The organism is Micromonospora sp. MP36, from assembly GCF_008119785.1.
Lineage (GTDB): Bacteria > Actinomycetota > Actinomycetes > Mycobacteriales > Micromonosporaceae > Micromonospora.
The window spans coordinates 202,817-216,935 of record NZ_VSFA01000003.1 but is presented as its reverse complement, the minus strand read 5'-3'; the positions used below and the strand labels follow the sequence as shown (position 1 = coordinate 216,935).

The following is a 14,119-nucleotide window of genomic DNA, read 5'->3' as shown; positions in this document are numbered from 1 at the left end:
CGGGCCGGTCGGGGCGCGGGGGACAGGTGGTCAGTCGGGCGGGGCGAGCAGCCGTACGGCGGCGACCACCTCGGCCGGTTCGACGCCGGCCAGACAGGGGTGCCCGGCGACCGGGCAGACGGCCGCGCGGGTGCCCCTGCAGGGCGCCCCAGCGTCGCCGAGGCGCACCGTCGGCACCCGGTACGGCCCCCACTGCCCGAACGGGACGGTCGGCGCGAACAGGCTGACCACCGGGGTGCCGACGGCGGCGGCGAGGTGGGCCGGCCCGGTGTTGCCGACCACCAGGCAACGGGCGCCCGCGATGACCCGGACGAGTCCGGCCAGGTCCGTGGCCCCGCCGAGGTCGATGCCGCCGGCGGCGGCCACCCGCGCCGTCAGGTCCCGCTCGTCCGGCCCGCCGGTGACCACGACCCGCCGCCCGTCGGCGACGAGAGCGGCCACGATCTGCGCGCAGCGACCCGCCGGGCAGGCCCGCGCCGGCACCGACGAGCCGGGATGCACCACGACGTAGTCGTCGGGCAGCCCGGCGACCGGGTTCTCCGGCGCCGTATCGGCCCCGGCGCCGGTCGGGACCGGCGAGTCCCGCAGCCGCAGTCCGGGTTCGTCGTCGGGGGCGAGGGTGTATCCGGCGGCGGCGGCGAGGGAGAGGGCTCGTTCGGGTTCGGGGATGCCGGTTGGTACTCGGTGGCGGGTGTCGAGGAGGGAGCCGGGGTAGTCGTCGCTGATGGCGCTGATGCGGGGTACGCCGGCCATGCGCAGGAGCAGGGCGAGGGGTAGTGGGGATTGGTGGAAGGAGGTGAAGATGACCGCCTCGTCGGCGGCGACGGCGGCGAGGCGGGTAGTCAGTCGCCGCATGTCCTGCGGGTCGACCGGCTCGGGGTTGCTGTCGATCCAGGGCAGTGGCCACTCGATGATCTCGTCGATGCCGGGCAGCAGTTCGGCCGCTACCCGGCCGCGTGGCCCGCAGAGCAGCACGACCCGGTCCGCTCCGGCGGCGACGGCGCGGATGCCCGGCCCGGTGACCAGCACGTCCCCCGCCGAGTCGCTGCGCACCACGAGGACCGTGCCGGCCCGCCCGGCGCGAGGCGCCACCGGCCGGACCGCCCGCATCCGGCGCAGGATCTCGTCCACCGCGGCGGGCAGGTCCCGGGCGACGGTCGGCGCCTCGGCGACCTCCTCCGGGCGGGTGACCGGGGTGGGGACCAGGATGCCGGTCGCCCCGGCGGCGAGCGCGGCCGTCATGTCCCGGCCGATGTCGCCGACCAGCGCGCACCGGGTCGGCGTGGTGCCGAGCGCCCGGGCGGCGGCGTGCACCAGGCCGGGCGCCGGCTTGCGGCAGGCGCAGCCGTCGGCGTCGTCGTGCGGGCACACCTGCCAGTCGTCGAACGGCCCGAGCAGCTCCTCGACCCGCGCGTGGACGGCGCGCAGCTGTCGCTCGGTGAAGCAGCCGCGGGCCAGGCCGGACTGGTTGGTGACCACGGCCAGACGCAGCCCGGCCGCGCGCAGCCGGTCCAACGCCTCCCGCGCACCGGGCACCGGGCGGACCTTCTCCGGGTCGCCGTTGTAGGGCACGTCCTCGATGAGCGTGCCGTCCCGGTCCAGCAGCACCGCGTCGAACAGGGCGCGACCGGACGGCGTCAGGTCGGACCAGCCGCCCCGGGCAATCGAGGTGGACATCATCGTCCCGCCCCGAGACCGTCCGCCGGGACGACCGCGCCGGCGGGCACCGAGCGGGCGCGCCACCAGCCGCGTACCCAGTGGACGACCGCGAGCGGCGGGATGAGCGCGCTGGTCGCCACCATGGTGACGACCTCGTCGCGGGTGCGCGGGCCGGGCGCGATGCGGACCCGGGCGAACTCGGCGGTGCCGGCCGCCCAGCCCAGCCCGGCGACGACGGCGGCCACCCCGAGGCCCCGCCGCCGGGCGCCGGGGCGGGCCACGGCACGCAGCACGGTGGCGGCCAGCGCGACCGCGCCGGCCGTGGCGACCGCGACGTGCCCGGGCCGCCGGCCCGGGGGCAGGTCCAGCTCGGTCCGCCAGTTCGGGCCGTACAGCCGGCGCAGCAGCGCGTCGTCGGCGTTGCCGCGCTGGGTGCGCAGGCTCACCCAGCGACTCTCGGGACGTACCGGATGGCCCACCCGGCGTTGGCCGCGCACCAGGTGCCAGCCGGCGAGCCGGACCCGGTGGGCCAACTCGGCGTCCTCCCGGTAGGCCCGGGGGAAGCGCTCGTCGAACCCGCCGACGGCCACGAGGGCCGCCCGGCGGTAGGCCATGTCCGCAGTGATCCACCGGCCCTCGGCCAGGCCGGCGGTACCGCGTTCCCAGTCGGTGGGGCGGCGGTCCGCCGGCAGCGGCACGGTCAGCACGCCCTGCACGCCGCCGACGGCGCCCGGCACGGCGAGGTCGACGCGCAGCCGCCGGGCCCAGTCCGGCGCCGGCACCACGTCGTCGTCCAGGAAGACCACCCACTCGCCGCGGGCCGCCCGCCAGCCCAGGTTGCGGGCCGCCGCCGGGCCCGCGCCGCGACCGGTCAGCACCTTCGTGTACGCCGCGAGCGCCCCCGGCACCGCCAGCTCCCCGGTCTCGTCACACCGGTCGTCGACCAGCAGCAGTTCGGGCTCGGGCAGGTCGGCGAGCTGACCGGCGAGGGTGTCCAGCAGCACGGCCAGGCTCGGCCGGCCGAGCGTGGGCACCACCACGCTGATCACCGGCCACCGCCCAGCGCCCGGCGGTGCACCGCGAACGGGCCGAGGGCGAGCAGGTCCACCGGCGCCGAGCCGAACAGCTCCATCGCCTCCCGTGGGGTGTCCACCATCGGCCGTCCGGCGGTGTTCAGCGAGGTGTTGACCACCACCGGCAGCCCGGTGAGCCGTTCGAACTCGGCCAGCAACTCGGCCACCAGCGGCTCGGTGTCGGCGTGCACGGTCTGCACCCGGGCGGTGCCGTCGACGTGGGTGACCGCCGGGATGCGGTCCCGCCACGGCGGCTTCACCCGATGCACGAAGAGCATGTACGGGCTGGGGTAGACGCCCTCGAAGATCTCCGCGAAGCGTTCCGCGCGGACCATCGGGGCGATCGGGCGAAACTGCTCCCTGCCCTTGACGTCGTTCATCCGCCGAGTGGTGTCCGGGTCGCCGGGGTGGGCGAGCAGCGACCGGTGGCCCAGCGCCCGCGGGCCGTACTCGCTGCGACCCTGGTACCAGGCGACGATGCCGTTGTCGGCGAGCACCCGGGCCGCCTCCGCGGCGATCGACGCCGGCCGGGTGTACGGCAGCGCCGCCCGGCGCAGCTCCGCCTCCAGCTCCTCGTCCGACCAGCCGCGGCCCAGGTCCGCCCCGGCCATCGGGGTGGACCGGTCGCCCAACTCGCCAGCCAGGTGCAGGGCCGCGCCCAGCGCGGTGCCCGCGTCGCCGGCCGCCGGCTGCACCCAGACGTCGCGATACGGCCCCTCGGCGGCGACCCGAGCGTTCGCCACGCAGTTCAGCGCCACCCCGCCGGCCATGGCCAGTGTGGCGGCGCCGCCGGAGGCGTCGTACAGCCAGCGGGACAGGTCGAGGACGACCTCCTCCAGCCGGGCCTGCACGCTGGACGCCAGGTCGGCGTGCTCGTCGGTCATCTCGCCGTCGGCGGTCCGCGCCTTGGCCATGGTGGCCCAGTCGATCCGGTCGATCCGGAAGCCACCGTCGTCGGTGACCCGGACCAGCTCGCGGAGCATGCCCAGGTGCCTCGGCCGGCCGTAGGAGGCGAGCGCCATCACCTTGTACTCGTCGCTGGAGTGCAGGAAGCCGAGGTGCCGGGTCAGATCCTCGTACAGCAGACCGAGCGAGTGCGGCAGCTGCTGCGCGTACAGGGGGGACAGCCGACCGTCCCGGTAGACGCCGGCCAAGTGGCTGGCCACCTCGCCGCGCCCGTCGAGGACCAGCACCGCGGTGTCGTCGCCGGCCGGTGGCGCGGCCAGGCCGGCGGACGCGGCGTGCGCCACGTGGTGCGGCACGAACCGCACCTTCTCCGGGTCGAGCCCGGGCAGCGCGGCGGCGAGGAACTGCGGCGCCCGCGCGGCGTAGTCGACCCGCAGCCAGTCCCACGGGTCGTCGAGGCCCAGCTCGGCGGCGTCCCGGGTGAGGCCGGGGTCGAAGGAGTACGCGACCGCGTCGAGACTGTCGACGTCGATCCCGGCGCTGGTCAGACACCAGGCGGCGGACAACTCCGGCAGCTCCCAGGCGGCGAAGGGCACCGGGCGCTTGCCGTGCTTGCGTCGGCTGAACCGCTCCTCTTCGGCGGCGGCCACCACCCGGCCGTCGACCACCAGGGCCGCCGCGGGGTCGTGGAAGATCGCGTTGATTCCGAGGACGCGCATGGGAATCCCCTACCCCCGCGAACCCCGCCTAACCTGTAGATCATCGACTTCTCCTGAGGAGATCGATGTCGCCTGTGGAGACTCGCATCAGTGACCAAAGTCCCTGGTCGGCGGGCCGGAAGCGACGAAGCTGAGCAAAGAGGCGCGGCCGGCTCCGGTTTTGTGACCCACCTCGCTCGAGTCGACCTCCGGAGGTGACCAACCGTGTCCACGCCCTCGCAATCCGCGCTGACCGGGGAGCGCCACGCCACGCCCCGCGCCACCGCCGGATCAGCGGTCGCCGGCCGGCAGCGGGGTCGCCGACACCGCTGGCTGCCGCCGCAGCACGGCGCCTGGCCGACGCTGCTCCTCCCGTACGCCACGGCGGTCTGCGTCACCGGCCTCCGGTGGCCGCACCTGCCGCTGCTCGGCGCCTGGCTGGCCGGCTACCTCTTCTCCTACTACGCCCTGCTGGCCGTGAAGACCGGCCGAACCGACCGGGTACGCCCGCAGCTGCTGCTCTACGGCGCCGCGGCCGCGCTGCTGGTCACGCCGGTGCTCCTCGCCCGGCCCGAGGTCCTCGGCTACGCACCGCTCTACGCCCTGCTCGCCGCCGTCAACGCCGGGCACGCCCGGTGGCGTCGCGAGCGGGCCCTGCTCAACGACCTCGCCGCGGTGGCGCAGAGCGTGCTGATGGTGTTCGTGGTGGCCACCGTCGCCGGGGTCCCGCCCGCCGGGCTGGCCGGGGTGGCGGGCGCGGTCGCCGCCTACCTGGTCGGCACGGTGCTCTACGTCAAGACGACGATCCGCGAGCGGGGGAGTGTCGGCTACCGGTGGGCGTCCGGGGCGTACCACCTCGCCGCGCTCGTCGTGGCGGCGGCCTGGTGGGGGCCAGCGGTGGCGGGAGTCTTCGCGCTGCTGCTGCTCCGCGCGGTGCTGTTGCCCGGCCGGCGGCTCGCCCTGGTCCGGGTCGGGCTGATCGAGCTGGTCGGCTCGCTGCTGGTGTTCGCCGCAGTGGTCGGGCACTGGGCCTGACGGCCGACAGGCCAGGCAGCCGCCTGGCGCGCTGTCGACAACTGTGGGTGACAGGCATCCTGGGAGGTCTGCTGTCACCCAGCGTGACGCCGCCGCCTGGCACCCCGTCCGCTGATGCCGCGGCCACAATCCCGTGACCAGCGGAAATTCGTGCGCTAGTCCCCGCGCCGAAACATCCTCCACTCGCCTTTACTCTGCAGCCATATGCGCACCGCTAAACCGTGGGTGACCGCTGCGTCCGTGGCTGCAGAGCAAAGGGCCCGCACCGATGGGTGCGGGAGGCCGGCTGTGGTTACCCGACGTGACCGTGGTCACGCCGGGTCGAGGTCGGCAGGGCGAGAGCCGGTGCCCGGGCATCTCCCGGCACCCGCCCCGCGCCGCCGGGCGGCTCAGCCCTGCAGCATGCCCGGGCCGAACACCTCGTACGCGATCCGCTCCGCCGGCACGCCCCGGCGCAGCAACCCGCCGCGGACCAGGGTCATGAACGGCACCGGCCCGCAGAGATGCACGTACGCCCCGGGAGCCAGCGGAATCCGCGCCGGGTCGACGAGCCCACTGGCGACCTCCGCCTTCAGCCCGGCCAGCTCGCCATCGGCGGCGTCCTCGTACCACAGGCGCACCGACAGGTTCGGCAGCTGCTCCTGGAGCCCGGGCAGTTCATGGCGCAACGCGTGCGCGGCGCCGGCCCGGTCGGCGTGCACCAACGCCACCTCGCGCTCGGGCGCGGTGGCGGCCAGGTGCGCCAGGGTGGCCATCGCCGGGGTGAGGCCGATGCCGGCGCTGACCAGCAGCAGCGGAGCGTCGTCGCCGACCGCGCTGACCTCGCCGAACGGCGGGCTCAGCCGGAGAATGTCGCCCTCCGCCACCCGCTCGTGCAGGTGGCTGGACACCATGCCGTCGGGCGCGCCGGCGGTGCCGGGCACTCGCTTCACCGTGATCCGCCAGTGGTCGGCGTCGGTCCGGCCGGAGAGGCTGTACTGCCGGATTTGCTGGCCCCGGCCACCGTCGAGGTCGACCGCGACCGACACGTACTGGCCCGGGGTGAAGCCGGGCACCGGGCCGCCGTCGGCCGGGACCAGGGTGAACGAGACCACGTCCGCGGTCTCCCGGGTCTTCTCCGCCACCCGCCACGGCCGCCACACGGAGCCGTGCTCCGCCACCCCGGCGACCGTGTAGAGCCGCGCCTCCCGGGCGATCAGCTCGCAGGCCAGCAGCCAGTAAACCTCGTCCCAGGCGGCCACGACCTCCGGGGTGACCGCGTCGCCGAGCACCTCGCCGACCGCGGCGAGCAGGTGCCGCCCGACGATCGGGTACTGGGTGGCGGTGATGCCGAGCGCGGCGTGCTTGTGCGCGATCCGGTCCATGATCGGCCCCCACGACACCGTGCTGCCGCCGATCAGGTGCTCGGCGTACGCGACCACCGCGGCGGCGAGCGCGGCCTTCTGCTGCCCGGTGGCCTGGTTGCCCCGGTTGAAGATGTCCAGCAGCTCCGGGTGGGCGTCGAACATCCGCTGGTAGAACCGGCCGGTGATCGCCTCACCATGGGCCTGCACGGCGGGCAGGGTAGCCGCCACCACCGCTGCTGAGGATTCCGAGAGCACTACTACTCCTTGAGACGGGGAACGGGTCGAGCCCACTGAACAGGAATCTGAGATTCCGCTTCAGGGTCGAAGGTCCTGGCCGGGGAATGATCCAGGTCACCCACCAGGTCCGGCCGGTCGGCCCGTGTTGCGCCGCCCCGCCGCTGGCTACGGTCGAGGAGTGAAGCTCAACCGGGCGACGGACATGGCTCTGCGGATCGCCATGTTCACCGCCGCGTCTCCGGCCCGGACGACCGTGGAGGAGCTCGCCACCCAGCTCGCGCTGCCCCGCAGCCACGTCGCCAAGGTCGTGCAGCGGTTGCAGCGGCTGGGTGTGCTGGTGACCATCCGAGGCCGCTCCGGCGGGGTGGCCTTCGCCGAGCACGCCGGCGAGCTGACCGTCGGGCGGGTGGTCCGGGCCTTCGAGGGGGACGACGAGGTGGTCTCCTGCGAGCAGCCGGCCTGCCCGCTGGTCGCCGGCTGCCGGCTCCGTGGCGAACTGCGCCGGGCCCAGGCCGCCTTCCTCGCCGTGCTCGAGGAGGTACGCCTCGGCGACCTCGTGGACGGCCCCACCGGCCGGATCCTGCTCAGCCTCGGGGCGCCGCCGGCCCGCGGCGCGAACGTCGGGTCATAGGCCATCGCCGGGCCCGCCGAGCGGTTCGGCCTCGGCGTAGAGCCGCTCGAACCAGCCCGTCGGATCGCCCTCAACGGGCACGCGGGAAGACAACCGGCGGGTCGGATGGTTGTGCTCCACGGACGCCTCCTCGCCTCCGGACGCCCGTGACCGGGCGGGGGCACAGACCCCGGACGCACCCTAACCGGACGCCGCACCCACCCGGTGCCACGGCTCTGTCGGATCGCCGGGCTAGGCTCGCTGCGGCGCGCCGCGCGAGGCGATCAAGCCGGCGAGCGGTACCACACCGCCGAGACCTGGGAGTACGACCAGTTGACCGCACAGCCTGAGACCCTGTACGGGGCCGACGACCTGACGCACCTCGAGGGGCTGGACGCCGTCCGCAAGCGCCCCGGCATGTACATCGGCTCGACCGACAGCCGTGGCGTGGGTCACCTCGTCAACGAGATCCTCGACAACTCCACCGACGAGGGTGTCGGGGGTCACGCCACGAAGATCGACGTGATCCTGCACGCCGACGGCTCGGTGCAGGTCGACGACGACGGCCGGGGCATCCCCACCGACGTGCACGCCAAGTCCGGCATCTCCGGTGTGGAGCTGGTCTTGACCCGGCTGCACGCGGGCGGCAAGTTCGGCGGCTCGGGCTACAAGACCTCCGGCGGCCTGCACGGAGTCGGCGCCTCCGCGGTCAACGCGCTCTCCCGGCGGTTCGACGTCACGGTCCGCCGCGGCGGCAAGGTCCACTCGATGTCGTTCCGGCACGGCGTACCCGGGATCTTCGACGGGGACGGCCCGGACGCGCCGTTCACCCCCGGCCCCGGGCTGCAGATCGTCGGTGCCATGAAGCGCCGCCAGCCGACCGGCACCTCGATCCGCTGGTGGCACGACCCGCGCTACTTCGAGACCGGGGCGAAGCTCGACACCGAGGCGGTCCGGCTCAAGCTGCGCAACACCGCCTTCCTCGTCCCCGGCGTGGCGTACCGGTTGCGCGACGAGACGGGGGAGGAGGTCGTCGAGGAGAACTTCCACTTCCCCAACGGCCTCACCGACATGGTGGAATACCTGGCCCCGGCCGGCGACCGCGCCGTCTCCGGCACGCTGCTGGTCACCGGCGAGGGGACCTACCGGGAGAACGCCGCCGACGCCAACGGCGTGATGCAGTCCAACGTGCAGCGCCGGGCCGAGGTCGAGGTCGCATTCCGCTGGGGCACCGGCTACGACCGCACCGTCGAGTGCTTCACCAACACCATCCGCAACGCGCACGGCGGCACCCACCGCAAGGGCTTCGAGCGCGCCCTGGTGCGTACCCTCGCCGAGGCCGCCCGCAACACTCGCGGCCTGCTCAAGCCCAAGGAGGACGCGCCCACCCTGGACGACGTCCTGGAGGGCATGACCGCGGTGGTGCACGTGCGGATCCCGGAGCCGCAGTTCACCTCGCAGACCAAGGACGAGCTCTCCACTGCCGGCATCACCAAGGTGCTCCAAGGCCTGGTCGAGCAGCACCTCAAGGCCTGGCTGGAGGACCGGAAGACCAAGGCCGAGGCCCGTACGGTGCTGCAGAAGATCGTCGACGCGGCCCGGGTCCGGCTCACCCAGAAGCAGCAGAAGGACGCCGCCCGGCGCAAGACCGCCCTGGAGGGCGCGTCGATGCCGGCGAAGCTGGTCGACTGCCGGGCCACCGGGGTGGACCGCAGCGAGCTGTTCATCGTGGAGGGTGACAGCGCCCTCGGCACCAGCCGGATGGCCCGCTCCTCCGAATACCAAGCCCTGCTGCCCATCCGCGGCAAGATCCTCAACGTGCAGAAGGCCAACCTCCAGCAGGTGCTGGACAACGCCGAGTGCGCGGCGATCGTGCAGGTGCTCGGCGCCGGCTCCGGGCGTACCTTCGACCTGTCGGCGATGCGCTACGGGCGGGTGCTCATCATGGCCGACGCGGACGTCGACGGCGCGCACATCCGTACCCTGCTGATCACGCTCTTCGCCCGGTACATGCGGCCGCTGATCGAGGCCGGCCGGCTCTACGCGGCGATGCCGCCCCTGCACAAGATCACCACCAAGGGGCGCAACCCGCAGACCATCTACACCTACACCCAGGCTGAGATGGAGGCGACGGTCCGCAAGCTGGAGAAGGCCGGCAAGCAGATCGTCACCCCGATCCCGCGCTTCAAGGGCCTCGGCGAGATGGACGCCGACGAGCTCTGGGAGACCACCATGAACCCGGCCACCCGGGCGGTCCGCCGGATCACCCTCGACGACGTCGAGGCCGCCGAGCAGATCCTCGAACTGCTCATGGGGGAGAAGGTCGAACCCCGCCGCAACTGGCTGATCGACTCGGCGGACCGGGTCGACCGCGAAGCCATCGACGCCTGACACCGGGTTCTTTTCGGAAGGAAAGCTGAACCATGGCACGCCGTAGGGACGACCGCGCCCGCGCCGACCTGTCGGCCTTCGACCAGGCCGGGGCGCGGGTCTTCGACAACCCGCTGGTCACCGAGGTCTCCGACTCCTACCTGGAGTACGCCTTCTCGGTCATCCACTCCCGCGCCCTGCCGGACGCCCGGGACGGCCTCAAGCCGGTGCACCGGCGCATCCTCTGGTCGATGTACGAGCAGGGCCACCGCCCCGACCGGGGGCACGTGAAATCTGCCCGAATTGTCGGGGATGTGATGGGAAAGTACCATCCGCACGGCGACGCCGCCATCTACGACGCGATGGTCCGCCTCGCCCAGGACTTCTCGCTCAACGCGCCGCTCATTGACGGGCATGGCAACTTCGGCTCCCCGGACGACGGCCCGGCCGCCGCCCGGTACACCGAGGCCCGGATGTCTCGGGAGGCGATGCTGCTCGTCGGCGAGCTGGGCGAGGACACGGTCGACGTCGAGCCCAACTACGACGGCTCGCTCACCCAGCCCACCGTGCTGCCGGCCGCCTTCCCCAACCTGCTGGTCAACGGCGCGTCCGGGATCGCCGTCGGGATGGCCACCAACATGATCCCGCACAACCTCGGCGAGGTGGTCCAGGCCGCCCGCTGGCTGATCAACCACCCGGACGCCACGCTGGACAAGCTCATGGAGTTTGTCCCCGGCCCCGACCTGCCCACCGGCGGGCTGCTGCTCGGCCTGGACGAGGTGCGCCGGGCGTACGAGACCGGCCGGGGCGTGGTGCGGATGCGCGGCCGGGTGCAGATCGGCCCGCTGGAGGGCAGCCGCGGCCGGCAGGCCATCACGGTCACCGAGCTGCCGTACGGCGTGGGCGCGGAGAAGGTCATCGCGGCCATCACCAACGAGGTCAACAAGACCAAGCGGCTCAGCGGCATCGCCGACGTCAAGGACCTCACCGACCGGGAGAACGGCACCCGCCTGGTCATCGAGTGCAAGGTCGGGGTCAACCCGCAGGCGCTGCTCGCCGACCTCTACCGGCTCACCCCGCTGGAGCAGTCCTTCGGCGTGAACAACCTGGTCCTGGTGGACGGCCAGCCGCAGACCCTGGGGCTCAAGGAGCTGCTGGAGGTCTTCCTGGCCCACCGGTACGAGGTGGTGACCCGGCGCAGCGCGTACCGCAAGCGCAAGCGCGAGGAGCGGCTGCACCTGGTCGACGGTCTGCTGATCGCCCTGCTCGACATCGACAAGGTGGTCAAGTTGATCCGGGCCAGCGAGGACGCCCAGGCCGCCAAGGACGGCCTGATGCAGAAGTTCAAGCTCTCCGAGATCCAGGCGACCTACATCCTGGACACCCCGCTGCGGCGCCTGACCAAGTACGACCGGCTGGAGTTGGAGGCCGAGCAGGAGAAGCTGCGCGCCGAGATCGCCGAGCTGTCGAAGATCCTCGACGACCCGAAGGTGCTGCGGAAGCTGGTCTCCGACGAGCTGGCCGCCGTGGTCAAGCAGTTCGGCGCCGAGCGCCGCACCACGCTGGTCGACGGCGACCTCAAGGAGGTCCTCGCGGCCTCCGTGCCGGCCGGGCCGCTGGAGGTCGCCGACGACCCCTGCCAGGTGATCCTCTCCGCCACCGGGCTGGTCGCCCGGACCGCGGCCGAGTCGGAGGAGGCCGCCGAGGCGCGCCGCCGCTCCGGCCGGGTCAAGCACGACGCGGTACGCGCGGTGGTGCACTCCACCGCCCGCGGCCGGGTGCTCCTGGTCACCAGCGCCGGGCGGGCCTTCAAGATCGACGTACTGCCGCTGCCGGTGCTGCCCGAGCAATCCGGCACGGTGTCACTGCGTGGCGGCATGTCCGCCGCCGAACTGGTGCCGCTGGAGCCCGGCGAGACGGTGGTGGGGCTGGCGCCGCTCGGCCCGTCCGCCGAGGGCTCGCCCGGCCTGGCGCTGGGCACCCGACAGGGCGTGGTCAAGGTGTGCGCGCCCGAGTGGCCGGTCCGCTCGGACGAGTTCGAGGTGATCTCCCTGCGCGACGGCGACGAGGTGATCGGGGCGACCTGGCTCGCCGACGGCGCGGAGGCGCTGGCGTTCATCTCCTCGGAGGCGTCACTGCTGCGCTTCGCCGCGTCCCTGGTGCGGCCGCAGGGCATCAAGGGTGGCGGCATGGCCGGCATCAACCTGCCGGCCGGGGCGAGCGCGGTCTTCTTCGGCGCGGTCCGCACCGACGACCCGGGGCACGGGGAGCCGATGGTGGTCACCTCGACCGGGGCCACGGTCAAGGTGACGCCGTTCGCCGCGTACCCGGCGAAGGGGCGGGCGACCGGCGGGGTGCGCGCGCAGCGATTCCTCAAGGGTGAGGTGGACCTGGCGGTGGCCTGGGTGGGCCCGCGCCCGGTCGGCGCGACCGCGAACGGCGATCCGGTGGAACTGCCGCCGGCGGATCCCCGCCGCGACGGTTCGGGCTTCGCCGTCATGCTCGGCCCCACCGTCGTCGGCCACCAGATCGAACGCGACTGACCCACGCGCTGCGGGGGCCGGCGCTCACGCCGCCGGCCCCCGCAGCGTTTCCCGTCCCACCCGTCCCGCCCGCTGGCTGGCGGTGATCATGAAGTTAGCGGTGACGGAACAGGCATTCCGTGCGGCCAACTTCATGATCACCGGGGCGAGTCCGGCGAGTCCCGGGGAGGGAGGTGGGGTGGGGTGGGGTCAGAGTTCGGGTTCGGGGCCGCGGCGGGATTCCGCCGTGGTGCCGCGGAGGCGGGCGATGAGGCGCATGCCGTGGTAGATGATCAGGGCGGCGGCGGTGCCCAGGGCGATGCCGTTGAACGACAGGTCGCCGGCGGTGACGGTGTAGTTGGCCGCGCCGACGATCACCGCCACGGCGGCGGTCATCAGGTTGACGGGGTCGTGGAAGTCGACCCGGTTCTCGATCCAGATCCGCGCGCCGAGGATGGCGATCAGGCCGTAGAGGGCGGTGGTCGCCCCACCCAGCACACCGGCCGGCACGGTGAGGATGAGGGCGCCGAACTTCGGGCTCAGCCCGAGCAGCACCGCCGCCACGCCGGCCACCCAGTACGCGGCGGTCGAGTAGACCCGGGTCGCCGCCATCACGCCGATGTTCTCCGCGTACGTGGTGGTGCCGGAGCCGCCGCCCGAGCCGGCGAGCACGGTGGCGATGCCGTCACCGAGGAACGCCCGGCCCATGTCCCGGTCGAGGTTGCGGCCGGTCATCGCGGCGACCGCTTTGACGTGCCCGGCGTTCTCCGCGATGAGCACCAGGATCACCGGGATGACCAGCACCACCGCCCGCACGCTGAAGTTCGGGGCGTGGAACTGCGGCAGCCCCACCCAGGCGGCCTCCTTCAGGGCGGTGACCGCCTTCGGGTCGAGTTCGCCGAGCACGGCGGCGAGCACCCAGCCGACCACCACGCCGAGCAGGATGGAGAGCCGGGCCAGGAAGCCCCGGAACACCACCGTGGCGACCAGGATCGCGACCAGGGTGACCACCGCGATCAGCGGCTGCGCCTTCACGCCCGTGCCGCTGCCCCCGCCGTCCCAGGCGACCGGGGCGAGGTTGAGCCCGATCAGCGCGACGATCGCGCCGGTGACCACGGGCGGCATGAACGCGTCGATCCATCGCGCGCCGGCCCACTGCACCACCGTGCCGACCAGGGCCAGCACCGCGCCGACCACCACGATCCCGCCGAGCGCCGCCGGAATGCCACCGCCGGTCTTGGCGGCCAGCACCGGGGCGATGAACGCGAACGACGAGCCCAGGTACGACGGCAGCCGGTTGCCGGTGATCAGCAGGAACAGCAGCGTGCCCAGCCCGGAGAAGAAGAGCGTGGTGGCCGGCGGGAAGCCGGTGATCAGCGGCACGGTGAAGGTGGCGCCGAACATCGCGACGACGTGCTGCACGCCGACGCCGACGGTACGCGGCCAGGAGAGCCGCTCGTCGGGATGCACCACGTCGCCGGGGCGGATGGAGCGGCCGTCGCCGTGCAGGCGCCACGGGGACCAACGGGATCGCGGCTCGGTGGGGGACTGGGACATGCTGCGCCCTTCGCGTCGTCAGGTGACGGGGGCGTGATCGACCCTGAGAGTCGTTTCTAGCACGTCACCGATCCGCGCCCGGGCGCGGTCGGCCGGATCCCGGACC

Annotated in this window: 10 protein-coding genes; 4 read left to right on the top strand and 6 right to left on the bottom strand. The window is 73.5% G+C overall.

Annotation, left to right across the window (positions count from 1 at the left end; all coding sequences use genetic code 11):
- Positions 1 to 30: 30 nt before the first annotated feature.
- From FXF52_RS06025 to FXF52_RS06015, 3 genes are read right to left on the bottom strand one after another with little or no spacing between them, the layout of a single operon-like run.
- Entirely contained in the window at positions 31 to 1,677 is a 1,647-nt protein-coding gene (locus FXF52_RS06025; protein ID WP_255471762.1) for an HAD-IIIA family hydrolase, read from the bottom strand.
- Positions 1,677 to 2,708, bottom strand: a complete 1,032-nt coding sequence (locus tag FXF52_RS06020) for a glycosyltransferase family 2 protein (RefSeq protein ID WP_148794246.1) — start codon at positions 2,706 to 2,708, stop codon at positions 1,677 to 1,679. The genes FXF52_RS06025 and FXF52_RS06020 overlap by 1 nt, the downstream gene beginning before the upstream one ends.
- Entirely contained in the window at positions 2,705 to 4,357 is a 1,653-nt protein-coding gene (locus FXF52_RS06015; RefSeq protein WP_148794245.1) for a carbamoyltransferase C-terminal domain-containing protein, read from the bottom strand. The genes FXF52_RS06020 and FXF52_RS06015 overlap by 4 nt, the downstream gene beginning before the upstream one ends.
- Before the next feature lie 228 nt (positions 4,358 to 4,585).
- Here FXF52_RS06015 and FXF52_RS06010 point away from each other — a divergent pair, with 228 nt between their 5' ends.
- A complete protein-coding gene (locus tag FXF52_RS06010) occupies positions 4,586 to 5,371 on the top strand; it encodes a YwiC-like family protein (RefSeq protein ID WP_148794367.1) in 786 nt (261 codons plus the stop codon).
- Between the two features lie 389 nt (positions 5,372 to 5,760).
- Here the strand turns inward: FXF52_RS06010 and FXF52_RS06005 are convergent, their stop codons facing one another.
- Complete coding sequence (locus FXF52_RS06005) at positions 5,761 to 6,972, bottom strand: globin domain-containing protein (protein WP_255471760.1); 1,212 nt, start codon at positions 6,970 to 6,972, stop codon at positions 5,761 to 5,763.
- Positions 6,973 to 7,132: 160 nt separating this feature from the next.
- Between FXF52_RS06005 and FXF52_RS06000 the strand changes: the two genes are divergently transcribed.
- On the top strand, positions 7,133 to 7,585 hold the full coding sequence (locus FXF52_RS06000; protein ID WP_148794244.1) for an Rrf2 family transcriptional regulator: 453 nt from the start codon (positions 7,133 to 7,135) through the stop codon (positions 7,583 to 7,585).
- On the opposite strand, the gene FXF52_RS42875 is transcribed toward FXF52_RS06000, so the two are convergent.
- Positions 7,580 to 7,705 carry a hypothetical protein gene (locus FXF52_RS42875; protein WP_255471759.1) on the bottom strand — a complete coding sequence of 42 codons (126 nt, stop codon included), beginning with the start codon at positions 7,703 to 7,705 and terminating at the stop codon, positions 7,580 to 7,582. The two genes, FXF52_RS06000 and FXF52_RS42875, sit on opposite strands and share 6 nt — an antisense overlap.
- 192 nt (positions 7,706 to 7,897) lie before the next feature.
- Here FXF52_RS42875 and FXF52_RS05995 point away from each other — a divergent pair, with 192 nt between their 5' ends.
- Together FXF52_RS05995 and FXF52_RS05990 are read left to right on the top strand one after the other, a co-directional pair.
- The gene (locus FXF52_RS05995) at positions 7,898 to 9,955 is read left to right on the top strand and encodes a type IIA DNA topoisomerase subunit B (protein WP_148794243.1); all 2,058 of its coding nucleotides are present in this window, start codon (positions 7,898 to 7,900) and stop codon (positions 9,953 to 9,955) included.
- A 32-nt stretch (positions 9,956 to 9,987) separates the two neighbouring features.
- Positions 9,988 to 12,477: a DNA topoisomerase (ATP-hydrolyzing) subunit A gene (locus FXF52_RS05990; RefSeq protein ID WP_148794242.1), complete on the top strand. Its 2,490-nt coding sequence runs from the start codon at positions 9,988 to 9,990 to the stop codon at positions 12,475 to 12,477.
- Between the two features lie 189 nt (positions 12,478 to 12,666).
- Here FXF52_RS05990 and FXF52_RS05985 read toward each other — a convergent pair whose 3' ends face one another.
- Positions 12,667 to 14,013 carry a uracil-xanthine permease family protein gene (locus FXF52_RS05985; RefSeq protein WP_148794241.1) on the bottom strand — a complete coding sequence of 449 codons (1,347 nt, stop codon included), beginning with the start codon at positions 14,011 to 14,013 and terminating at the stop codon, positions 12,667 to 12,669.
- Positions 14,014 to 14,119: the final 106 nt, after the last annotated feature.

Excerpts from the sequence above, each read along its gene's own strand:
- FXF52_RS06015 (WP_148794245.1), bottom strand. The coding sequence starts at position 4,357 with ATGCGCGTCCTCGGAATCAACGCGATCTTCCACGACCCCGCGGCGGCC.
- FXF52_RS05985 (WP_148794241.1), bottom strand. The coding sequence starts at position 14,013 with ATGTCCCAGTCCCCCACCGAGCCGCGATCCCGTTGGTCCCCGTGGCGC.
- FXF52_RS05990 (WP_148794242.1), top strand. The coding sequence starts at position 9,988 with ATGGCACGCCGTAGGGACGACCGCGCCCGCGCCGACCTGTCGGCCTTC.
- FXF52_RS06025 (WP_255471762.1), bottom strand. The coding sequence starts at position 1,677 with ATGTCCACCTCGATTGCCCGGGGCGGCTGGTCCGACCTGACGCCGTCC.